Origin of the sequence: Mucilaginibacter sp. NFR10 (assembly GCF_900100445.1) — a bacterium.
In the GTDB taxonomy this organism is placed as follows: Bacteria; Bacteroidota; Bacteroidia; order Sphingobacteriales; family Sphingobacteriaceae; genus Mucilaginibacter; species Mucilaginibacter rubeus.
Map to the genome: position 1 here is coordinate 473050 of NZ_FMTV01000001.1, position 22375 is coordinate 495424.

The following is a 22375-nucleotide window of genomic DNA, read 5'->3' on the forward strand; positions in this document are numbered from 1 at the left end:
TAAATGGATATTACCAGGCATCAGTATGAAATAGCCCGGCAGGGGTGTTCTGTTGTTGAGCATATTTATACTGATTCTGAAGTAAAAGTCATCGTCGCCGCTATTGAAAACGCGGATAAAACCAGTCCGCTGTTCAGGCAAACAGATGACCTGTTTGCCATAAGACAGTTTTTAAAGGCTGTGCCCGAAATAAGCCCACTGATTTTTACGGGGAGATTAAAAACCTGCTTACAGCAATTGTTTGGTGACGGTTATTTTGCCGTTAAATCTATCTATTTCGATAAGCCCGAAACATCCAACTGGTTTGTAGCCTGGCACCAGGACCTGACCATTTCTGTTGATAAGAAAATTGAGATAACAGGCTACGGCCCCTGGACGGTTAAGCATAACCAGTTCGCCGTTCAGCCCCCGCTTCATATTTTGCAGGATAACTTCACCATCCGGATCCATTTGGATGATACCGATGAAGGTAATGGCGCTCTGAAAGTGCTACCAGGTTCACATCTTAAGGAGATCTATCGTTCTGAAAATATCGACTGGCAGAAGGAAATCGAAGTAAGCTGCAATGTACAGGCAGGCGGCATCATGATCATGCGGCCTTTACTCATGCATGCCTCAAACCGTACTACCAACAGCAAACGGCGTAGGGTAGTGCATATTGAGTTTAGCAGGACTGAATTGGCAGAAGGGATTGATTGGGCTGAAAGAATTTAATTATTCGGAAAGTCATATGTTTTTCCGGTAGTTCCGTAAGAGACACCAATGTCGATAAAAAAATCTCTAAGCATTTGATACTTTTGTGTGCACGGCACCCCTTCATCTATTTTTCTTGATTCAGATTCACTTCTTTGGCAGTGAAAACAAATGTCCAGGTGATCTATAACTTTACCTTTTTTGTCAAGAAAAACAATTGAGTTGCGCGGCTCAAAGCAGTTGGTGAATCCTACTATAAGGTAGTTCTTCATGCCGCTGTAACCATAGTTATAGATAATATCGGTGAAATTTTCTATCTCTTTATTAGTTAATATTTTCGATTGTTTAACATTATCGTATTTCAAACGGTGATTTTCAATAATGATGCCCGGAATCGTATCCGGAGCTTGTTTAGGGTTTCGTATCGAATTACCTGCAGAGTCTATTATTATGTCCTGATTTGGTTGCCCTCCTCCCACATAAGATATTGCTATTATTTTAGCAGCAACTGAAAAAGGATATTTCTTTAATCGTTGAGCAACAGTAAACCTTTTTGTATAAATGCAATTATCAAATTCAGGTTTATAGCCCTTAATACTTTCACGTGTGTAGGTAACATGTGGTACAATTTTTCGCTTGAAAATATGTTTTACTTTTTGATGAACCGTTGTATCTGTTAAATAATAACCATTGCGACTACAGTTTGCGTAACAGGCAAGGTTTATCAATAACGAAAAGCAGGTAATCAATCTAAATTTCATCTGATAAAACTACAGATAAAATTGATTTTCTTACCCCTTCAAAAACGAAAGGATCTTAGCATTTACGGTGTCGGCCTTTTCAATCATGGGTAAATGTGCTGCGCCATCAACAGGGAAAAAGTCGGTCTTTAATACGCTGCGGATAGAATCGCTGAAACGTGGCAATACTGTTTTATCAGCTTTACCCCATATCAGTAATACGCTTTTGCCTGCACTGTTGAGGCAGGTATTGCTCTCACGACCATTTTGATTGTAATTGTACAGCGTTGAAACCAGCGCGTTTCTAAACCCTTTATACTCCATTTGGGGGAGGTAACGGTTTATCCACCCGGGGTGGTTTTTGGGATAAAGAAAATCGGTTGTTTGTCCTTTTGCTCTTTCGTCGGAGTTCACGGCTTCGTTATAAAGTGTGAAATATTGCGGAGCTACCGGCTTTTTTTGTTCATATACCGGGTCGACAAGGATTAGTTTGTTAACCATACCGGGGTGACTGCAGGTAAAATTGGTTATCACCGCGCCGCCAAATGATACGCCAGCTAAATTTATTTTCCCGCTTAATTTAAGTTGATTAATGAGATCGAGCAGTTGCGTATTGTAAAGCTCCTGGTTATAGGGAACATCGGGCCTGTCTGAATAGCCGCGGCCATACATATCATAGCGTAATACCCGGTATCCTTTTTTTATCAAAAAATCGTACGTTGGGTCCCAGATATAATAGGGTACGCTAAAACCGTGAACAAGTATAACAACCTGGGCACTATCAGGGCCCTCAAGCTGGTAATGGGTTACGCCCTGACTTAATTTGATAAAGCTGCCAGGGATGTTTATGCGGCTGGCATCGGTTAAGGTTTTGGTTTCTTTATTGTTATATCTATAGAAGCCGTATAGTATTAATGACGCGGCCCCGACAAGAAATATCACAATTATAATGCTTACTTTAAGTATTTTCATGCGGTATTAGATGTTGGTTTCTAAAATACAGAAATATTTATACTACAGTTAGTTAAATAATTATATCTATTGTAAAGAATATATGAACATTACCATAATAGGCTCCGGTAACGTAGCTACGCACATGGCAGCGGCCTTTAAGAATGCCGGACACCGTATTGTACAGGTATACAGCCGCGATATGCAGCATGCCGCGCTTTTAGCCTACCATGTAGCTGCCGAAGCTGTTGATAACCTTGACAATATTAATCCCGATACAGGATTGTTTGTTGTTTCGGTTAAGGACGATGCTATAACGACTGTTGTTAAAGCGTTGTCGGCCCATAAAAAGTTAATAGTACATACATCGGGCTCAACCGATTTGAACAGTTTGCTGGCTTTTACCCCGAAGGCCGGTGTATTTTATCCCCTGCAAACGTTTAGCAAGATAAGAGAGGTTGATTTCCGATCTGTCCCGCTCTGTCTTGAAGGTGCTGATGATGGTATACTTGCTGATTTAAAGCAGCTGGCATTTACCATCAGTAATAATGTATATAGCGTTAACTCCGCCCGGCGCAAAATATTGCACCTTGCCGCGGTATTTGCCTGTAATTTTCCCAATTATTTGTATGGGGTTGCCCAGGACCTGCTTGCGCAAAATCAAATGGAGTTTAACATGCTACGCCCCCTGATCATGGAAACTGCCCAAAAAGTGCTTGAGCAGGAACCGCGCAATGTACAAACCGGCCCTGCGGTACGTAATGATGAGGGTACTATGGCTACTCACATGCAGATGTTGAGCGAGATGCCTATGTTACAGGATATTTACAATTTATTAAGTCAGGGTATTATCAAAAACAATAAAGGGTTTACCGCACCCGAGTAATTTTGTTACTTTTGCTTAAATGAACATTTATAAAATAAAGATCAATTTCGAGGAAAAAGGGCACGAAAGCGTTGAGTTACCTATAGCCGAAGGAGAATCTGTATTAGACGTATGCCTGGAGAATGGCATTGAACTACAGCACAATTGCGGTGGTGTTTGCGGATGCAGCACATGCCATGTTTATGTAAACAAAGGGATGGATAATATCCAGGAGATATCCGATAAAGAAGAGGATTTTATTGACAGGGCTGTTAACCCGCGCATTAATTCGCGCCTGGGTTGTCAGTGTGTGATTGTTGATGGCGACATTGAAGTTACCCTGCCGGATCAGTCGCAGTTTTTAGGCCACTAATATTTGCATCAATCCGTTTAAACAATAAATAAAACGTATAATTTACAACGTATTAGCGTAACCCCCGGGTAGTACGTAAAATCAACAACAATGAGCGATAATAAATTTGCCTTACCAATTCACTGGAATGATTATGAAGATATTGCCATTGAACTTTATGAAAAGTTTGGTGACGATTTTGACGAATCAAAAATATACCGCATCCGTTTTACCGAACTGCTGGAATGGGTATTGAGCCTGCCTAATTTTGCCGGTACCCGTGCCGAATCAAACGAAGGCCACCTGGAGCAGATCCAGTCGGCCTGGGTATACGAGTGGCGGGATAATCAATAATTCAATTGGCAGTTTTGAGCTGGCGGTTTGCCGTTTTAAATTTGCGATTAGCAGTTTAGCACGAAGCAAACATTCTATAGTCAAAGAATCGGTGAAATCACCTCAACAAATCGGTGTAGTCACGAAACAAAATCGGTGTAATCACAACCATGGAATCATTCCTGAATAAATTAAAAGATATTACTACCCTCATTTTTGATGTGGATGGCGTTTTGACCGACGGGTCTGTTTTTGTAACGGAAGCCGGCGAACAAAGCCGCGCCTTTAATATTAAAGATGGCTACGCGCTGCAGTTAGCTGTTAAATGCGGTTATAATGTTTGCGCGATATCGGGCAGCCGCTCAAAAAGTGCCATGTACAGGTTAAACAGCCTTGGCATCCAGGATGTGTATATGGGCACACATACCAAATCGCAAAGGTTCAAGATCTACCTGGAAGAAAAAAGCATTATTGCCACCAATGTATTATACATGGGTGATGATATTCCCGACCTGGAAGTGATGAAGCTTGCAGGCCTGCCTGTTTGCCCTGCCGATGCTGTTGAAGAGATCAAAGCGGTTAGCGCTTACGTATCGCCCTACGGCGGCGGCAAAGGCTGTGCCCGCGATATCATTGAAAAGGTGCTGAAGGTTCAGGATAAATGGATGAGCAAACAGGCGTATAGCTGGTAGGGTTTGGTCCATAGTACATAGTCGATAGTCCATAGATAATGGTTCATGGAATTAACCCGGCAGATCATGGTTATAAATAGTTTTGTTGCTACTATGATCTATGAACCATTTGCTACGAACTAATCAATGCAGCTGCCATAATCTATGAACCATCAACCATGAACTAAAAATATGAACATCATCCCACCCATAATTCTCGCATCAAAATCGCCAAGACGGCAGGAGCTGCTCCGGCTTATGGATATTGATTTCAGGGTTGTGCTTAAAGAGGTTGATGAGTCATTCCCCGATGGGCTTACCCCAACAGAGGTTGCCCTGCATATAGCCCGTAAAAAAGCAGAAGCATTTGACGAAACGGTAGGAGATGAGGTAGTACTTACTGCCGATACTATAGTTTGTATTGATGGCCTGATACTGGGTAAACCCGAAACCCGCGCACATGCTATCGAAATGCTGCAAATGCTATCGGGCCGTGTACACCAGGTTATTACCGGTGTATGTTTGTTATATAAAGGGCGTTATAACAATTTTTATGATCTTACCGAAGTGCTCTTCCGCAAGCTTTCTGATGCCGAGATCAGTAATTATGTAGATAAGTATCAGCCGCTTGACAAGGCCGGATCATACGGCATCCAGGAGTTGATAGGCCTGATAGGCATCGAACGGATTGAAGGCTCATATACCAACGTTGTTGGTTTACCTACCCAAAAGGTTTATGCACAATTGCTTAACTTAAGCAAATAGATTTCACATACAGGCGCAAGTATTGTGCGGCTGCCTGTGCGGGGATTACTTGTGCCTTTCGCAAACCATTTTATTCGTCGTTACAGTTTCGCTAAACATCGTTACTTTTTGATAAAGCGTGTTTTTTCCGGTACAATTAAATAAATAATTATTTAATTTAAACCTTTGTTTCCTGCATAGTCTAAGGTGTTAAATAAAGGGAGTAATTTGTCATGAAAAAAACTATTAATACAGGGCTGGTGTTACTGCTGGTGGCCACCTTGTCTGCATGCAGCAGTTACAATTATTACACTGCAGCCCGAAACAAAACAGATTTATCCGCTTACCGTACATTTGCCTGGCTGCCTCCTGCAACCATGACCAATAAAGCCGGCGCAGTTGTAAAAAAGGAAGTGGCTGATGAAAAGGTTAAGGACGCGGCTATTTCGGCATTGGAAAACAAAGGGTTAAAATTCCAGGAAAACAACCCCGATTTACTGGTAAGTTATACCACAGTTACCGGCCGGGGAATGAAAACTGAGTTTTATCCTTATTACTATGGCGGTTACCCGGGCTTCGGTTTAGGATTTGGCTGGGGTTGGGGCGGTGGCTGGGGCTATCGTCCGTTTTATGGCTACGGCGGCTGGGGTTGGGGATATCCTTATGGTTACGGTTATGGCGGCGGCGGTTATGCCCGCGTACCTTACAAAGAAGGTACCCTGATTATCGACATTATGGATACCAAATCGCGCAAACTGGTATGGCGTGGTTTTGGTGTTGGCGAACTGCACAACCCGCAAAAAACTGTAAAGGAACTGCCCAAAGTAGTTAACGGCATTATTGAACAACTACAGCTTAACCAGGTACAGCAAGACCAGGTGCCAATGAAAAAAGCATAAAAAATTTGCTGATCAATTATTGAACTAATGCAAAAATCCCTTCGGGCGCTAAGCCTGGAGGGATTTTTGTTTGCGGTATAAATGGGTTACAGCAAAAGTAAGGGCAGCTACGGCTAAAACAATAACCCAGGCATCAAGCGGGCAGTTAGCGTCGCCGTCGGCATTATCACATGGATTATCTAACTGGGCAAAACAGCTTAGGGTGGCGGCCGCAAAAACAAGAGCGGTTAAAAAGAACTTTTTTTTCATATGCGCAAATCGCTTGTTATTGTTTTAAAAATTTACCGGTGCCAATCAACTGCTTGGTTTTGTTATCGGTAACCCTTATGATATATGTCCCGGGTACCAAACCGGTTACGTTGTTTTTCCAGTAAAGCTGTGTGATATTTACTGCCTTCAGTATCACGCCACTGCTGTTAGTTAACTGAATATTATAGTTTGCTGAAGCGTTGGTTTGCCCTATGGTTAGGTTTAATGTTTCCGTTACAGGGTTTGGATATATCGTAAGCAGGCTATTGCTTATGTTATTTTTTGTATTGGCATACATTAATGGCAGCTCTTTTGACAGGCTGATATCATTGTTTAAATCAGTTAACTGAACACGGTAATTATTTAAGCCTTTTGCCGGGTTAGGGTCGGTATAAGAGTAAGTTCCCAAACCGTTCGATTTTATCACATCCAGGTTTTCCCAGGTTTTGCCGTTATCGGTGCTTCTCTGCAGTGTAAATGTGGTGTAGTTGGCCTCATTTTCAACAATCCAGGTTGTTTTAGCGCCGCCGGTTGCTTTTACTGCATTAAAATCAAGCAGCCGCAGGCCCAATTTAGGTGATTGGCGCAATATCAGCTGAAAACGTTTTTTACCAAAAGTAGCCGGGGTACTTTTATCAATATTGTAGCTGTAAATGTTGTTGTGTTTAAGATCCAGCGAATCTTTAGTAAAGTTATCCTTAAGCCATATTTCATAAATGGCAGGTACGTTACTAAGCGCTCTTAGTTTTAATTGATATGGCCCGGATGAGGTAGCGTCAGACGTTAGGGGGATGATCTCCTGCTGTTTTTTAGGGAAAGGCCGGTGATGGATAACGGTTTTAACGCTATCGCTTGACAGGGCCGACAAGGCTATCTGTGCACCATTGGTTCCGAGGTCTTCCGCGTCTTTACTATTTCCAAAAGCCGTACTGGCGTCGTTGTTAAACGCAATAACAATATCATCGGTATTAATGGAATCCTTTATCATTTGCAGCCTTAATATCGGTTCGGCCAATGATGATGCATTTTGTTGTGATGCTGCTGATTGTGCTTCGGCAGCCTTCAATATGTCCATGTCGGCAGCTGTGGCCGCCAGCTTCTGTAACCCCTTATCAGCAGGGGCACTTAATAAGGCTATCAGATTTGATGCCGTTGGTTGCGTTGTTGACTTCGCCGATTCCCTGAAAGTTAATGATTGCGAAGCTGAGGTAGCCTGTATAAAAAACGCCTGCCCGCTGGCTATCATATTACTTGCATAGCCATCGCTCGAAATACCGGGGTTAATATTGGTAGTCGTATCTGCCGTAGATATAGCAGTGGCCTTTTGCATGTAGCTGGCATACTGCTTTGTTTTTGGATTGTAAACCCATATTTTGCCCGGAGCAGATAGGGTTGCAGCCGAAGATACCTCTGAGGGGAAACCGGCCCCGTAAATTGATGATGTGGCGGAAACGGTTGTTGTTGTGCCCCTGCGGTTAAATTTTTCCCAATTGATGGTGGCCGCGTAAGGATTTCCAACCAGGTTATATCCGTTAACCAGGCTGCCTGTAGTATTGCTGAACAAGAGGCTGGTTGTGCCGCTGTACCAGTTGGTTACTGTAATGTTACCTGTATTTAATGTACCTGTTGCTGTTAAAGTGGTGTTGGTGGGCACATAGCTTGCGGTTGTTGAAGTTGCAAGATCGGCGGCCGTCCTGTCTCCCCTGAAAAAGAAAAGGAAACCGTTGCCGACAGGTATGGTATGTGAGCCGTCGGTATCAAAAATATAAGTTGGCGGGGAGTTGATATTGTTGATGCCCCTGAAATTACCGGCTGTAAAAGACACTTGCGACGAGGCTATGTTTTCCCTGAAGCAGTAAATTGTGGGATTGCCCGATTTATCAAAGCCGCCTGTTGTGCCTGTGGTACCGGTTATCCATGATGAGTTTTTAAGGTAATTTACACTGATTACCTTGGCAGCTGAACCTGTATTAACAGGAGATGAAAGTAACCTGTACCCCCGGTTATATGAATTGCCACCGCTTATAAAACGCTGTACGTTTACATTGCCTGTAATTGCTGTTCCGGAAGGGATAGCATCTACAGTGGCCGAACCTGTTGCATCGGAGTTTAATGTTAACACACCGCCGGCGGCAAGGGTAGCTGTACCGCCCATAGTAAGTATACCCGAGGATGATACCGCGAATTTACCCGTGCCCGACATGGTTTTTATACCGCTGCCATTAACAGTAACATTATTGAATTTTGTGCCGTTGGTGCTGTTGTCTGTAAGAGATTGAGCGCCTGCTTTACTAAAGAAAACTGTCCCGGTACCTGCCGTAAATGTACCTGTATTGGTGTAATCGCCATTGAAAGTTAGTGTGCCCGAACCGCCTGTAATAACAGCGCTGTTAGTAGCGTTACCAGTAATGCTAATATTGCCCGAACCCTGGGTTACGTTTGCTGAATTGGTCCAGGTTCCTGTAATGGTTATAACGGGGTTGTTCGTGTTAAGGTCTATTGCACCACCGCTTGTGATCCAGTTTCCGCTTACGGTTAGCGCGCCTCCGTCGACAGTTTTGGCTGCTGCCCCTGATAAGGTAAGGTTATCATAGTTGGATGGGTTTGTACCTATAAAGCTGTCATTAGTAGCGTATATTGTTTGCGTGCCGGAGGTAGCTGCGTAGTTAACGAGTCCGGTGCCGGTGCCGCCGGTGGTGAAATCGATAGTGCCACCTGTAGCAGCACTTATTGGGGTATTACCTGTTAAAGTTAATGTGGAGGCGCCGGTACCGGTATCCATATCAACTAATGCGGCGTTGGTTACAGTTACTATACCATCATTCCTGTTTACATAGTTTGAATTGGTGGTGGCTATGTTGCTTGCAGTTAATGATCCGGAATTTAGATGAAATGCCGCATTATTTACCGAATAGTTTTGCAGGAACCCCAAGGCGTAATAGCCAATTGCCGACGAGGTAGTATTTAACGATAACGAATTGGTGATATTAAATACAGGGACTGTGGTATTGATGGTAGTGGTATTTGATGTTGGCGAGGTAAATATGTTTGGCGCCGGTGGTGTTGTATTATCGCCCACTATAAATGAGTTGCAGCTTAATGTTGCATTCCCTGTACCTGTAATGGTTGTTGTTACATCACCGCTGCTGCTGTTGTGGTTTTGTGTGATGGCGCCGTTTACTGTAAGCGAATAGGTGTTATTGATGGTTAAGGTAATTGACGGAGACCCGAATAGGGTGCTGGTTAAAGGGCCAAATACCATGGATGCTATGCTGGGTACGCTACTTTGAACAATAGGCTGGTTTTTAAATGAAACAACGCCTATGCGTGCCACATTAGCAGAAGTTGGCACCGTTGCGGAGCTCCAGTTACCGGTATTGTTCCAGTTATTGTCTGAAGCGCCTGTCCAGTCAATTGCATTTGCAAAAGTTATGATATTACCATTTGACGAGGGTCCCGTATAAGTAATGGCCGAGCTGTTTCCATTCCCCGTAAGGGTATTAATGCTGGTGACAGTAATAGTACCTGTAGGGCTGCCACCATAATTGAGCTGGCTTTTTACCGTACCTGTATAAAAATAATAGCCGGGGACAGAATAGGATCCATCTGTATTGCCCGAGCTTGAGATAAGGTCGCCCACACTATAGTCTTGTATAGCGTTACCGGTGTAAGTTACTGAACTTATCAATGCATCAGACGAGGTAGAATAATACGAATCATCTGATCGGTATAAGCTCCCTGAACTATTGAAATAGGCCTCGAACCCTGCACCGGATGTGTTCATTACCAGTTGGTTGATAACAAAGTTGCCCCTTGATATTATTTTGAGGCCATAGAGGATTACACTTTCGCTTTCATAATAAGCAGGTTGCGTTACATTATTAGCCGTTCCGTTTGCACCTGTGGTGGTAAATTGAAGCACACGGGTATACATATCAAAATTATCCCATTGGAAGCGACCGGCAGTAGTACATGTTGATTCGAGATAGGAATAATAGTATGTGCTGTAGCTGCCGCCTGTTGTGCTTGTACTTGAAGCAACAAGCGTTTTAGCCGTAGTCATGCCTGCCACAAAAACATCTTTAAAAATTGCCCAGCGGCCATCTTTCAAACGTTGCACTTTGATCATGTACGTTTGCTGATCATTGGCCATTGTAGCGTTAAGGAGCTCGTTATAATGGCCTGAAAAAGTGCCATTGTCATACCTGTACCGCAAGCTAAGTGTAGTACCCGTGTGGGTTATGTAAATACCCTGCATATTATTGGTGGTATAGCCATTGGCAATAAGCCAATAACGCCAGGTATTGTTACCAACAGCCATCACGTCGGGATCAGAGGGGCCTGTACTGCTGTTGTTTTTATAAATGAAGTTCCACTCAAAATCATTGGCGGTAAGATCTACGCTACCTGATGTGCCGCTTCCGACAAAATCCCACCTGATAGCGCCAATAGCGTTGGTTGCAGGTACCGCGGATCGCAGGCTTACCGAGCCGTTTAAAGGACTTGTAGTTGATGCATCTATGGTAACCGATGAACTTGTGCGGGTGGCATTACCAACCCCGGTTGCTCCTAATGATGTTGTAGTACCGGCAGAGGAAGTTTCAAAGTTATTGTAATAGTAGGTAAGGTTATCGCTGGTTTCCTGGGCCGCAACTGCGCTGATCAGGCATAGCAGATATCCGGTAAATAAAACGCAGCGTAATTGTGTTTTCAAATTAATAGGGTTTCGGGCAAATAATGTCAATAATGATGCTGATTCAATAAAAACGGGATTAAAGTACAAATTTCAACTCAAATATGGGTTTGTGTTGCCAATGGCATCAGTCGTGATGTCTTTTATTGAAAAAATGGAAAATTTGAAGAAATTAATTATTGATTATTGTTTACACACTTTGGGGAATATTTTCTACTATGCTTTTAATCAATAAGCAGGCTGTTAACTTACAGTAAGGGCTAATTAATCACTGCGCAACGATAACTATTTCAAAATATTCCTGTTAGGAGTGAGGATTTTGGTTTCCGGTAAAAAACTGTTCAGGTTTGATCGGGGGGTATGTGTCTTTAACAATCATCACCATTAACAATTAGTCAACTGAAGTTAATGTGACGATGACTATACGCTACATGGGGTGTTTCAGAGTGGCGTCGGATAAGTGTTCAATTTTTAAAAAAACGGGTGTTCAACTTTTTGTGGTACGGAATTGTAATATTCTGATTATCAATGCATATGTGTTCAATTTGTATTTTATATAAAATGTAAGTGTTTGATAATCAGTGCTTGTTTGTTTTGAAAAATACGCCAGGTGTTCCACATTAAAAAATTGAACACCTGGCGTTATACACTTTATTTAACCTTTTGGCTGTTATTGCCGCGGTTAAGATCAGGCAGGGCGTTGTCGGGATCAATGGTCACCGATTCAGCTTCCTGTGTAGTAGGCAGTGTATAGGTTATTTGCCCGGATTGCAGCCAGGTTTCAACCGGCAGGTAAAAGCGTTTCTTACTGCCATCTTTAAATTTAACCTCAACAGTAAACGGCATGGGCATCTGCTCTTTGTTTACTGCTTTGATGGTGATACCTTTGGATGCATCTTTACCTGCATATTTTGCGTCGATAAGCGCTATATCAACCAGCCAGTTATTATAAAACCAGCCCTTCCAAAACCAGGAAAGGTCTTCGCCGGCCCCGTTCTCCATCGACCTGAAAAAATCGTCAGGCTGCGGATGTTTAAAAGCCCATTGGTTGATATAATTTTTAAAGGCATAGTCAAACCTGTCTTTACCCAATATTTGTTCGCGCAGTAGTACCAGGCCAAATGCCGGCTTATAGTATGTAAGTGGATGGCGGTATTTTTCGGGGATGGCATCAGGAGCCGTCATAATACTTGGCGATTGCGGATCAAGCAATGATGGGATAATTTCATCGGCAGGGTTGCCACCGCCGGGAGCATACTCACTATCACGTTTAGGGGCATATTCGCCTTTATTAAAGGCATCGGAAGCATATATATCGATAAAGGTGTTAAGGCCTTCATCCATCCAGGCATAACGGCGCTCGTTTGATCCTACAATCATCGGGAACCAGTTATGGCCTATCTCGTGGGCTGTTACCCAGTAAAGCACGCTGCCTTTATCGGTAATACCATCAAACACAATACCCGGGTACTCCATGCCGCCGGCAATACCGGCCTCGTTAATGGCTACCGGGTAAGGGTATACAAACCATTTTTCAGAAAAGTATTCAATTGATTTTTTGAGATACTCGGTGGCCCGGCCCCAGGCATCGTTGCCATAGCTTTCGGCCGGGTAAACGCTCATCGCCAATGATTTTTTACCGCCGGGCAGGTTCACCCTCGCTGCATCCCATATGTAAGCTTTTGATGCACCAAAGGCAACGTCACGGGTATTGAGCATTTTGAAATGCCAGGTGAGGGTGCCCTTGTTAACCGGGCGACTGGCCGGATCATTAACTTCGGCCAAATCACGGATCATGATGGTTTTATCACTGTTGCGGGCTTGATCTAAGCGGGCTATTTGTTTAGCGGTCAAAACCTCCTTTGGGTTAAGTAATTCGCCTGAGCCTGCTACGATCATATCCCATGGTACGGTTACCTGGTAATCGATATCGCCGTAATCTAAATAAAACTCACCACTGCCCAAAAATGACAGGGTGTCCCAGCCGTGGCTGTCGTCATAAACACACATCCGGGGAAACCACTGCGCAATTTCGTAGATCTTGCCATTTTTGGTATCACAGTAATCGGTACGGCCTCCAAAAGCGCCCGGAATGGTATAATGATAATTGATGCGCAGCTTTATTGCACCTTTTTGCAGCGGATGTGCAAGGCGCACCTGCATGCGGGCGTCAGTAATTACATAAGGTACAGGTTTAACCACATCACCATTATCAACCGATACGGATTCTATCTGATAGCCGCTGGTATGCTGGTCGGCGCTGGGCGCATGGTCTGTGAAAAAGTTAGAGCGGGCATCCTGTTTATAAGTATTTTGATCAAGCTGCAGCCAAAGGTATGGCAATGCATCCGGGCTGTTATTGGTATAGTTAATCACCACAGTACCGCTGATTGTTTTCTTTACGGTATCCAGGGTAACTTTCAGGTTATAGTCGGTCCTGTTTTGCCAGTACTTTGGTCCGGGTGCGCCATTAGCCGAATGGAAATCGTTACCTTTTTCGGTATAAAACATAGGCGAGAAAGCATCCGCCGAGTTATAGTTTGACGACGTATCGTTTGGATTGAGTTTCCTTTTTTGCGCGAATGCGCCGAGTGCTAAAACCGACAGTAAACCAATGCCGATAAATTTTAATTTCATGGTGTGCAATTAAGCACCCAATATACAAAGGATGGCCGGAAAACAGTTTGTTAAAAAAGTTTTAAATAATTATGGAATTTTATGCCGGGTAGCATCATTATAATAAACTACTTAATCACCCGGATGAATTAATATATTTATCAATTAAAACGTTGGTATAATGTCTATTCAACAAATCAGCATACCTAAACCCTGCCACGAGCAATGGTCACAGATGGTACCCGCTAACAGCGGTCGTTATTGTTATCACTGCTGCAAAACGGTTATCGATTTTACGGTAATGAGCAATGACGAGACCATTAAACTTCTTGCGGCAAAGGATAATGTTTGCGGCAGATTTGGCCAAATGCAGCTGATTGAAATTAATGCGGGTATTGGCGCAAATAAAAAGCGATCCTTATCATGGATTGGTATCCTGACAGCAGCAATAATAAGCTTAACCCAGCTTGAAAAAGCTGAAGCCAAAACCAGGCACAGCCTTGAGCAGGGAGAGTTTCAACGTAAAAGCAATTTGCTCATACCTGTCCCTACCGGTGTTCAAATATTAGTAAAAGGCCTTGTAACCGAAAAAGGGACTAATGTTCCGATTCCCGGCGCTACAGTCCGTTGTAAAAACGGTGAAAGTGCAAGCACTGATGTTGATGGCGAATTTAAGTTTTTGGAACTTTCGGAGGCAGATACCCTTGTTGTTGGCTTTATCGGTTTTAAGACACAGGAAATAAGGCTTGCCGACATAGCTGACAGGTCGCAAATAAAAATAGAATTAGAGCCGGAACCGCTAACTGAACAATTTGTTGTGGTAGGAGGTGTATTTGTGCGCCATTCTTTTATTCATCGCCTGTGGCATAAAATAAAAAACATATTTTAGGGCTTTATTATAAAAGCTAAACTTGCATTTTCCTGTAAATATACCTTTAGGCAATTCATCAATTCCCGTACATTTTATTTGCGAGACACTCTCGTACTTTTTAGGTTACCGGTATTACGCGTGGCTACGTAAACATTCGACAGATAAGATCAGTACTGAACACAGGCTCATCATCTTTATTGGCGCGGCGGCAGGTGCATTTATCGGCTCGCACCTGGTTGGGATCTTTGAAAATCCGCCTTTGCTGTTTTCGCATTTCAATATCATCTATATTATGGGCAATAAAACCATAGTGGGTGGGATGCTTGGTGGGTTAATAGGTGTTGAGCTTACCAAAAAGCAGTTGGGCGTAACCGCGTCATCCGGCGATCTGATGGTTTATCCGCTGATCCTGGCTATGGTTATTGGCCGTACCGGGTGCTTTTTAGCCGGGCTGGAAGATGGGACTTATGGCATAGCCTCCAACCTGCCCTGGGCTATTGATTTTGGTGACGGCATCCGCAGGCATCCCACAAATTTGTATGAGATTATATTTTGGCTGATGCTCTGGGTTGTGCTGAAGTTTATAGAACAAGATCACCGTTTTGCCGATGGCGGGAGATTTAAAATATTTATGGCAAGTTACCTTGTCTTCAGGTTACTGGTTGAATTTATTAAGCCCGATTATTTTTTCAGTTTTGGTTTGTCGGTAATTCAGTTGGTTTCTATCGCCGGTATTTTGTATTATTATAAAGTATTTTTATACCCTAAAAAGCTGTTTGTAAACCATGCCTGAACGCCCGTATATATACTATGATTTTACGTTAAGCATCTGCTCTACCTGTTTACGACGGGTTGATGCCAAGATTGTTTTTGAGGATAATAAGGTTTACATGCTTAAAAACTGCCGCCTGCATGGTTTTGAAAAGGTGCTGATTGCCACAGATGTGGAATATTATAAAAACTGCCGCAACTATGCAAAGCGAAGTGAGATGCCGCTTAAGTTCAATGCCAAAACGCATTATGGCTGCCCTTATGATTGCGGCCTGTGCCAGGATCATGAGCAGCATTCATGCCTTACCGTTGTGGAGGTTACAGACCGATGTAATTTAAGCTGCCCTACCTGCTACGCCATGTCATCGCCCACATACGGCAGGCACCGTACTTTGGCCGAAGTTGAACAGATGCTGGATGTAGTAGTAGCAAATGAAGGTCAGCCGGATGTGGTGCAGATTAGCGGGGGAGAACCCACGGTGCATCCGCAGTTTTTTGAAATCCTGGATATTGCCAAAACAAAGCCCATTAAGCATTTAATGGTAAACACCAACGGCATCCGCATAGCTAAAGATGAAAATTTTGTAAAGCGGCTGGCCACATACATGCCCGATTTTGAGATCTACCTACAGTTTGATTCTTTTAAAAAAGAAGCGCTGGAGCAACTGCGGGGAGAGGATTTGCGTGAGGTAAGGCAAAAGGCCATTGAAAACCTTAACAAGTACAATTTGTCCACGACATTGGTAGTTACTTTGCAAAAAGGTTTAAATACTGATGAATTAGGGACAATTATTGAATACGCGTTGAAGCAACCCTGCGTTCGCGGCGTAACCTTCCAGCCTACGCAACAGGCCGGCAGGTTAGAGAATTTTAATGAACAAACCGACCGCTACACCCTAACCGAAGTACGTAACGCGATACTTGAACAAACCAGTGTATTCAATAAAAACGACCTGATCCCGGTACCCTGCAACCCGGATGCGTTGGTGATGGGTTATGCCCTTAAATTGGGAGGGGAAGTGATCCCGCTGACCCGGATGATAAACCCGGATGACCTGTTAGATAATTCAAAAAATACCATTGTTTATGAAAATGATGAGCGCCTGAAAGGGCATCTGCTCAATATGTTCAGCACGGGTAATTCGGTTGATAAAGCTAAAGAACATCTGCACTCGTTGTTATGCTGCCTGCCTGAAATTGACGCGCCAAGTTTAAGCTACGATAATCTGTTCAGGGTGATCATCATGCAATTTATAGATGCGCAAAATTTCGATGTGCGCGCTATCAAAAAATCATGTGTACACATCGTAAATAAAGATATGCAGATCATCCCTTTTGAAACGATGAACATTTTTTACAGGGATGATAAGCGGGAATATCTGGAACAATTAAGAGGAGAAATTTTGGTATGATCGAAGGCGACAATAATAATATACAATCTCAAACGAATAGTAAGGTTCCCGTTAATAATGAGGGAAAGAGACCACCTGCAATGAAAATAGTGGGATACAATCTGTTAGTGCTTGCTGCATATACCATTATTTGTACTATTACAAATAAAGACGGTGGTGCTATTTTTGATATGTTTTTTATAGGTATCCATTTTTTTACAGGTGTAATATTAGCTATTGTAAATAAAAGTTGGATTTGGTTGCTTAGCGCTTTAATGATTTTAATTATCGGATTTTCGACCTGTGTAGGAATGTTAAGCATCAGCGGAATTTAACCGCGCTCCAACATCCCCGCCAAAACTCCTTCTTTTAATGAATTAGTACACATGCTCACCTTATGAAGATCCAGCGCATGCATAATAAAACGGGTAACTAAGGAAGCAGCTACGATCATATCAACCCGGACGGGTATAATCCCCGGATTACCCAATCTTTCTTTATGGCTTGAGAGGATGAGCTTATTGGTGATGGTTAGCAATTCTTCTTCATCAAAATCATAGTGTTGGATACTCTTGAGATCAAATGATTTTGCTTTTTCGGTTTCTATGAGCCCGGCAAAAGTTTCAAACGAGCCGGATGAGCCAACAAGGGTATCTATTTCAATACCGGAGGTGGCAATGAACAGATCATTCAGCGTATCCTCCAGATACAAATTCATGGCCTCGATAGATGCCGGAGGGATAGGGTCTGTATGGTGGAACTGGTCCATGAGGCGTGCCGCGCCAACTTCAAAGCTTTGTTTCCACAGGATTTTATCGGTATTGCCTAAAATAAACTCCACACTGCCGCCCCCAATATCCATAATGAGCGAGTTTTTAGCCGATAGGCAACCACTTAATTTTACACCGTTATAAATAAAACCAGCTTCCTGTTCGCCATCGATTATTTCGATAACAATTCCTGTTTTTGCTTCCACTTCTTTGACGAAATCTTTTCCGTTTGAAGCGTTCCGCAGGGCCGAAGTTGCTATCGCCCTAACGCCGTCAACATTATTGGCCTGTATAAGTTCCTGAAAGCGTTGCATGGTGTTTACACCGCGCTGAAAGGCTTCGGGTAAAATATACCCTTTATTAATGCCGCCCTCGCCAAGTTTAACGGCTTCAGTGATATGTACAATTTCATGGTAGTCATGGTTATCGCCTTCGGCAATCAATAAATGGAAAGTATTTGTACCCAGGTCCATTACTGCAACGCGTTTACTCATACGGCTAAAATAAATAATCCCCGAAAATGTTTATCATTCCCGGGGATTTTATTCTGTAAATCCGAAATCGAACATCCGATATCCGAAATAAAAACTATTCTTTATAAAAGAACCACTTAGCCAGTTCTTTATAGCTTGCTTTTTTGCCGTACATCAGTACGCCAACACGATAAATCCGCGCCGCAACATAGGTAGTAAATAAGAAGCCTATTACCATTAAGCTCATCGATAAAGCAACCTGCCAGGGCGGTGGATCAAACGGGATCCGTACCATCATGGCAACGGGGGCTGTAAAGGGTATCATGGAAAGCCATACCGCCAGGGGGCTGTCCGGTGCACGGAATAATACCGATACCGACAAAATATAAGTGAATAGTAAGGGCATGGTAATAGGAAACATAAACTGCTGGGTTTCGGTTTCGCTGTCAACTGCCGAGCCTACGGCAGCAAACAGGGCAGCGTATAAAAGATATCCGCTTAAAAAGTAAAATATAAAGCAGCCCATGATATACCCGAACGGAATCGTTTGTAACACCGCAAGCGCATTTATCATAGGACTGGTTGGAGAGTTAAGCGCGTGGCCAGCTATTTTAGTAGATATTACGGATAAAATTATCCAGGCACCAAATTGGGTTAAGCCAACTAAACCAACACCAATGATCTTGCCCAACATCAATTGAAACGGCTTTACTGATGATATGACCACCTCGATAATACGATTGGTTTTTTCCTCAATTACCCCGCGCATTACTTGTCCGCCGTATATAAACAGGGATATATAAATGAGGATAGCGCAGGCAATACCAATTAAAATATTGGGCCCGATATTGGCGTTTTTATCGCCCTTGTCAGAAATTTCAATGGCGTTTAATGATATGTTAGTTCTTTTTATGCTGCGTAAAAGGGCTGTATCAATATGGTGCCGGATGAGGTTATTTGAAAAAGCAATATCGCTCATCTGCTTTTCAATTTCCTCGGAGAGGGGAATAGAAGCTTTCTTTTTTGAGAAGATCTGCACCGAATCCCTTTGCGTATAGTTTGCAGGGATATATAAAATAGAGATGCCTTCGCTGTCCTTTAATAATTGCTTTGACGATTTAAGATCAGTGAGGGCATAGGTGAACTTTACATTAGTTACATCATGGAACTTATTGGCGAAGTCGCCGCTTTTATCAATCACGTTAACCGTTTGTAAGGATGATAATTTATCGCTGTCTTTAGCTACCATGGTAACAACGAATCCCATGGCCAGGATCAGCAGCGGTACTACGAATATCATGATGATAAATGATTTTTTTCGTACACGGGTAAGGTACTCGCGTTGTATAATGAGTAATACTTTATTCATGGCCGGTGGAATTTAGGTTTACTTTTTCAATAAAAATTTCGTGCATGCTCGGAATAACCTCCTGCAGCATATTTACCCGCGCTTTAGGAATTAAGTATTGAAGCACATCATTGGAATTATGCCCTTCCTTTAGTTTTATTTTGATATTGTGACTGTCATCATCGGCAATAACTTCGCTCATTATTTCAAATGGCTGGCTGTCATCAAATACAATACGTTCACCGGCATACTCAATAAGGTAGGTTTCGTTACGGTATGAGTTGCGGATGTGTTTAACCTTGCCATCCAATATCTTGTGCGATTTATGGATGAGGGCGATGGCATTACAAAGCTCCTCAACCGATTCCATACGGTGGGTAGAAAATAAAATAGTAGCGCCTTTTTTATTTAGCTCCAGTATTTCATCTTTAATCAGTTCGGCATTTACAGGGTCAAAGCCGCTGAAAGGTTCATCTAAAATGATCAGGTCGGGCTCATGTAGTACAGTTGCCACAAACTGGGCTTTTTGCTGCATGCCCTTTGAAAGCTCTTCTATTTTCTTTTTCCACCAGGTTTCCATTCCCAGCTTCTCAAACCAAAATTTAAGGCGTTTTTGCGCTTCGGCGCGGCTTAAGCCTTTTAACCGGGCCAGGTAGATCATCTGCTCACCGATCTCCATTTTTTTATAAAGGCCACGCTCTTCGGGCAGGTAGCCAATACGTTCAATGTGCGACTGGTTAAGTTTTTCGCCGTTAAAATAAATCTCGCCCGAGTCGGGAGCAGTAATTTGATTAACTATACGGATAAGGGATGTTTTACCGGCGCCGTTAGGGCCAAGCAGGCCAAAAATCTGTCCGCTTTCAACTTCCAAACTTACATCACTGAGTGCACGGTGACCGGCGTATTGTTTAACAATATTGCGGATACTTAGCATTTATTAAGGTTTATGTATCTGTTTTGCTTGTTAGATGGAGTTAACCAATAAAAGTTACAGCTCCGGTTTATCATATGGTTGGTTGGGGTTGTCCATTTCATAGAACGGTTTTTGCCATTGCCGGTTATTGATAACATTTAAGGCTGTTACTGCTATGTAGATTCCAATAGCAGGAATTATCAGATATACAAGTCCGAGATATCGAATGTAAAAAATATAACTGGAATTTCCGATGAATGTAAATACTAACGGTACAACTATGTAAAATACCTGGATAAATAGCTCGCCCAGGGCAAAAAGCCGTAATGGCAGCCTAAATTCTGTTGGGCGTAGCAAAAAAGTCATGATCACGAGGCATATTATTATCAGGAAATTGATGGCACCGCTTACCTGGTAAAAGATGATTAATGATTGTACATTGACTTGAAAAATGCCGATAGCCGCACTAACTAAGCCCCATACCACACTATAGATCGTGTAAATGATGAACACGTTCACTATAAAAGGTTTTTCATTGGTATATTTTAAAATACTTATCACAAATATCGTCAGCCACGCAAAACAGATGACCGGAATAAATGAGAATAAATGCCGGACACTTTCCGGAATTGTAAATGAAATGGTTTGCATGGCCTGCATTAGCAATAATACCAAAGCACTTATTACTGATGTGGCAATGGTAAGATAGGCAGTATCACGGGTTGGTTTCATGAGCAGGGTAGGTTTATATTATATTTAAAGTAAACGGCATAATAATCAGCCTAAAGATAATAAGGCAAGGCTGTTTATTGAAATAAAAAAAGGCGTTATTGTTTTGATACAAAATACGCCGTTATTTAATAAAGTAGGTGCTTGATTTATTTCAGTTGCTTCAAGCTAAACCTCAGCGTTTCAATAGCTTCCTTTTGCCTCGAAATAATTACATACATATAGCCATTGTAAATGATGGTATGCGGGTAACCATATTGCCCGCCTTTCCACAAACCTTCCTTTTTAAGATGATAAAGCTCATCGGCTATGATATAGTTTTTGTCGAATGATTTGCCATCGGAAGAAAGGGATAACACTAGTGGGTTACGATCATAATGGTGCAATGTATCAGGAATACCAACATAATAAAATCGCTTATCCGGTAACCGACCGAAATGAAATTTACTGTCATTGTCCGAAAATGGAGCTTCCGCCGGGCGCGACCAACTGCTGCCGTTATCCCTGCTTTCAGTGAGCCATAAATGGCCTTTCCAGCCTTTGCCGGTTACCCTAAGCAGCATGTGCAGGATCTTGTCATCCGTTTCAAAAAAAGATCCTTCGCAAAGCGGCGGTAAACCTGATTTTGCAGCTGGGGCATAAAACATGGCAGGGTTATCCTGCTTGTAAAGCGAATCAGGATAAAAACTGCTTAGCTTCCAGCCCGAAAGTCCGCGGGGATCATCTGTGTAAGGGAAAGTGAAATTACCACTGATGATCAGCCTGCCGCTATTGGTAACCTCCGGACCGTGGTTTGGTACAACAGGCAAATGCATATCAAGCGGTTCGCTCCAATGCTCACCGTCGGTGCTGGTTTTGGCCCACAAGTGGGTGTTATTGCGATGCTTGTCATAGTCGCCGTAATAGGCTACTAAGGTCCCTTTATATTGATAAAGCCCGGCGGCAGTGAGCACCGTGAGGGTATCGTTGATTTTGCCCGGAGTGGCTAATGTTTTTAATGTCGACCAGTGTTTAAAATCTTTAGAAGTGGCGTAAACCACCCTTTGCCCCGGCGAGTCCTCATCGATCATTCCGTTGCTCCATATTGCCACAAAGCGGTTTTTAAAATGAATGATAGATGCATGATGGTTATAGAGCCATTCTTTATCCGGCGAGTAGATCATTGATCGTTCGATGGTTAGCTTTGGCACTCCGGCTTCGGTTTGGTAATTGTTGCGAATAGCCGGGGTTTGAGCATGGGTATTAAGAACGGATAAAAAAAGGCAGGTAACAAAAAGGAGCTTGAATTTTGCAGACATGATCC

General features: G+C 42.8%; 21 protein-coding genes. 11 read left to right on the forward strand and 10 right to left on the reverse strand.

Annotation, left to right across the window (positions count from 1 at the left end; all coding sequences use genetic code 11):
- Positions 1-3: 3 nt before the first annotated feature.
- A complete protein-coding gene (locus tag BLP33_RS02125; protein ID WP_090524412.1) occupies positions 4-714 on the forward strand; it encodes a phytanoyl-CoA dioxygenase family protein in 711 nt (236 codons plus the stop codon).
- On the opposite strand, the gene BLP33_RS02130 is transcribed toward BLP33_RS02125, so the two are convergent.
- Complete coding sequence (locus BLP33_RS02130; RefSeq protein WP_090524414.1) at positions 711-1454, reverse strand: hypothetical protein; 744 nt, start codon at positions 1452-1454, stop codon at positions 711-713. The two genes, BLP33_RS02125 and BLP33_RS02130, sit on opposite strands and share 4 nt — an antisense overlap.
- Before the next feature lie 30 nt (positions 1455-1484).
- A complete protein-coding gene (locus BLP33_RS02135; RefSeq protein ID WP_090524416.1) occupies positions 1485-2405 on the reverse strand; it encodes an alpha/beta fold hydrolase in 921 nt (306 codons plus the stop codon).
- 82 nt (positions 2406-2487) lie between these two features.
- On the opposite strand from BLP33_RS02135, the gene BLP33_RS02140 reads away from it, so the two are divergent.
- From BLP33_RS02140 to BLP33_RS02165, 6 genes are all read left to right on the forward strand, one after another.
- Entirely contained in the window at positions 2488-3270 is a 783-nt protein-coding gene (locus BLP33_RS02140; RefSeq protein WP_090524418.1) for a Rossmann-like and DUF2520 domain-containing protein, read from the forward strand.
- A gap of 19 nt (positions 3271-3289) precedes the next feature.
- Positions 3290-3622 (forward strand): 2Fe-2S iron-sulfur cluster-binding protein, encoded by a 333-nt coding sequence (locus BLP33_RS02145; protein WP_090524420.1) that lies wholly within the window; start codon positions 3290-3292, stop codon positions 3620-3622.
- Between the two features lie 90 nt (positions 3623-3712).
- The gene (gene iscX, locus BLP33_RS02150; RefSeq protein WP_090524422.1) at positions 3713-3955 is read left to right on the forward strand and encodes a Fe-S cluster assembly protein IscX; all 243 of its coding nucleotides are present in this window, start codon (positions 3713-3715) and stop codon (positions 3953-3955) included.
- A gap of 149 nt (positions 3956-4104) precedes the next feature.
- Positions 4105-4626 carry a KdsC family phosphatase gene (locus BLP33_RS02155; RefSeq protein WP_090524424.1) on the forward strand — a complete coding sequence of 174 codons (522 nt, stop codon included), beginning with the start codon at positions 4105-4107 and terminating at the stop codon, positions 4624-4626.
- 171 nt (positions 4627-4797) lie between these two features.
- The gene (locus BLP33_RS02160) at positions 4798-5370 is read left to right on the forward strand and encodes a Maf family protein (protein WP_090524425.1); all 573 of its coding nucleotides are present in this window, start codon (positions 4798-4800) and stop codon (positions 5368-5370) included.
- A gap of 212 nt (positions 5371-5582) precedes the next feature.
- Positions 5583-6248: a DUF4136 domain-containing protein gene (locus tag BLP33_RS02165; protein WP_090524427.1), complete on the forward strand. Its 666-nt coding sequence runs from the start codon at positions 5583-5585 to the stop codon at positions 6246-6248.
- 48 nt (positions 6249-6296) lie between these two features.
- Here the strand turns inward: BLP33_RS02165 and BLP33_RS02170 are convergent, their stop codons facing one another.
- The 3 genes from BLP33_RS02170 to BLP33_RS02180 form a co-directional block, all read right to left on the reverse strand.
- The gene (locus BLP33_RS02170; RefSeq protein ID WP_090524429.1) at positions 6297-6497 is read right to left on the reverse strand and encodes a hypothetical protein; all 201 of its coding nucleotides are present in this window, start codon (positions 6495-6497) and stop codon (positions 6297-6299) included.
- 16 nt (positions 6498-6513) lie between these two features.
- A complete protein-coding gene (locus BLP33_RS02175; RefSeq protein WP_139159912.1) occupies positions 6514-11211 on the reverse strand; it encodes a T9SS type A sorting domain-containing protein in 4698 nt (1565 codons plus the stop codon).
- Between the two features lie 630 nt (positions 11212-11841).
- Positions 11842-13827, reverse strand: a complete 1986-nt coding sequence (locus BLP33_RS02180) for a M1 family metallopeptidase (protein WP_090524433.1) — start codon at positions 13825-13827, stop codon at positions 11842-11844.
- Between the two features lie 160 nt (positions 13828-13987).
- On the opposite strand from BLP33_RS02180, the gene BLP33_RS02185 reads away from it, so the two are divergent.
- The 4 genes from BLP33_RS02185 to BLP33_RS02200 are packed head-to-tail and all read left to right on the forward strand — an operon-like array spanning position 13988 to position 17174.
- Positions 13988-14695, forward strand: a complete 708-nt coding sequence (locus BLP33_RS02185) for a carboxypeptidase-like regulatory domain-containing protein (RefSeq protein ID WP_090524435.1) — start codon at positions 13988-13990, stop codon at positions 14693-14695.
- Between the two features lie 22 nt (positions 14696-14717).
- Positions 14718-15470 (forward strand): prolipoprotein diacylglyceryl transferase, encoded by a 753-nt coding sequence (locus BLP33_RS02190; protein ID WP_090524436.1) that lies wholly within the window; start codon positions 14718-14720, stop codon positions 15468-15470.
- Positions 15463-16860: a radical SAM protein gene (locus BLP33_RS02195; protein WP_090524438.1), complete on the forward strand. Its 1398-nt coding sequence runs from the start codon at positions 15463-15465 to the stop codon at positions 16858-16860. Before BLP33_RS02190 ends, BLP33_RS02195 begins: the two co-directional genes overlap by 8 nt.
- Positions 16857-17174: a hypothetical protein gene (locus BLP33_RS02200; protein WP_090524440.1), complete on the forward strand. Its 318-nt coding sequence runs from the start codon at positions 16857-16859 to the stop codon at positions 17172-17174. Before BLP33_RS02195 ends, BLP33_RS02200 begins: the two co-directional genes overlap by 4 nt.
- Here BLP33_RS02200 and BLP33_RS02205 read toward each other — a convergent pair.
- The 5 genes from BLP33_RS02205 to BLP33_RS02225 all read right to left on the reverse strand — a co-directional run bounded on the left by BLP33_RS02205 (position 17171) and on the right by BLP33_RS02225 (position 22370).
- Positions 17171-18103, reverse strand: a complete 933-nt coding sequence (locus BLP33_RS02205) for a Ppx/GppA phosphatase family protein (protein WP_090524442.1) — start codon at positions 18101-18103, stop codon at positions 17171-17173. The genes BLP33_RS02200 and BLP33_RS02205 overlap by 4 nt on opposite strands.
- Before the next feature lie 94 nt (positions 18104-18197).
- Positions 18198-19451, reverse strand: coding sequence for an ABC transporter permease (locus BLP33_RS02210; RefSeq protein ID WP_090524444.1), 1254 nt, complete (start codon positions 19449-19451; stop codon positions 18198-18200).
- On the reverse strand, positions 19444-20364 hold the full coding sequence (locus BLP33_RS02215; RefSeq protein WP_090524446.1) for an ABC transporter ATP-binding protein: 921 nt from the start codon (positions 20362-20364) through the stop codon (positions 19444-19446). The genes BLP33_RS02210 and BLP33_RS02215 overlap by 8 nt, the downstream gene beginning before the upstream one ends.
- Positions 20365-20418: 54 nt before the next feature.
- Entirely contained in the window at positions 20419-21075 is a 657-nt protein-coding gene (locus tag BLP33_RS02220; RefSeq protein ID WP_090524448.1) for a hypothetical protein, read from the reverse strand.
- Between the two features lie 146 nt (positions 21076-21221).
- A complete protein-coding gene (locus BLP33_RS02225) occupies positions 21222-22370 on the reverse strand; it encodes an exo-alpha-sialidase (RefSeq protein WP_090524450.1) in 1149 nt (382 codons plus the stop codon).
- Positions 22371-22375: the final 5 nt, after the last annotated feature.

Coding starts and splice junctions, on each gene's coding strand:
- BLP33_RS02125 (WP_090524412.1), top strand. CDS start 4: ATGGATATTACCAGGCATCAGTATGAAATAGCCCGGCAGGGGTGTTCT.
- BLP33_RS02130 (WP_090524414.1), bottom strand. CDS start 1,454: ATGAAATTTAGATTGATTACCTGCTTTTCGTTATTGATAAACCTTGCC.
- BLP33_RS02135 (WP_090524416.1), bottom strand. CDS start 2,405: ATGAAAATACTTAAAGTAAGCATTATAATTGTGATATTTCTTGTCGGG.
- BLP33_RS02140 (WP_090524418.1), top strand. CDS start 2,488: ATGAACATTACCATAATAGGCTCCGGTAACGTAGCTACGCACATGGCA.
- BLP33_RS02145 (WP_090524420.1), top strand. CDS start 3,290: ATGAACATTTATAAAATAAAGATCAATTTCGAGGAAAAAGGGCACGAA.
- iscX (WP_090524422.1), top strand. CDS start 3,713: ATGAGCGATAATAAATTTGCCTTACCAATTCACTGGAATGATTATGAA.
- BLP33_RS02155 (WP_090524424.1), top strand. CDS start 4,105: ATGGAATCATTCCTGAATAAATTAAAAGATATTACTACCCTCATTTTT.
- BLP33_RS02160 (WP_090524425.1), top strand. CDS start 4,798: ATGAACATCATCCCACCCATAATTCTCGCATCAAAATCGCCAAGACGG.
- BLP33_RS02165 (WP_090524427.1), top strand. CDS start 5,583: ATGAAAAAAACTATTAATACAGGGCTGGTGTTACTGCTGGTGGCCACC.
- BLP33_RS02170 (WP_090524429.1), bottom strand. CDS start 6,497: ATGAAAAAAAAGTTCTTTTTAACCGCTCTTGTTTTTGCGGCCGCCACC.
- BLP33_RS02180 (WP_090524433.1), bottom strand. CDS start 13,827: ATGAAATTAAAATTTATCGGCATTGGTTTACTGTCGGTTTTAGCACTC.
- BLP33_RS02185 (WP_090524435.1), top strand. CDS start 13,988: ATGTCTATTCAACAAATCAGCATACCTAAACCCTGCCACGAGCAATGG.
- BLP33_RS02195 (WP_090524438.1), top strand. CDS start 15,463: ATGCCTGAACGCCCGTATATATACTATGATTTTACGTTAAGCATCTGC.
- BLP33_RS02200 (WP_090524440.1), top strand. CDS start 16,857: ATGATCGAAGGCGACAATAATAATATACAATCTCAAACGAATAGTAAG.
- BLP33_RS02205 (WP_090524442.1), bottom strand. CDS start 18,103: ATGAGTAAACGCGTTGCAGTAATGGACCTGGGTACAAATACTTTCCAT.
- BLP33_RS02210 (WP_090524444.1), bottom strand. CDS start 19,451: ATGAATAAAGTATTACTCATTATACAACGCGAGTACCTTACCCGTGTA.
- BLP33_RS02215 (WP_090524446.1), bottom strand. CDS start 20,364: ATGCTAAGTATCCGCAATATTGTTAAACAATACGCCGGTCACCGTGCA.
- BLP33_RS02220 (WP_090524448.1), bottom strand. CDS start 21,075: ATGAAACCAACCCGTGATACTGCCTATCTTACCATTGCCACATCAGTA.
- BLP33_RS02225 (WP_090524450.1), bottom strand. CDS start 22,370: ATGTCTGCAAAATTCAAGCTCCTTTTTGTTACCTGCCTTTTTTTATCC.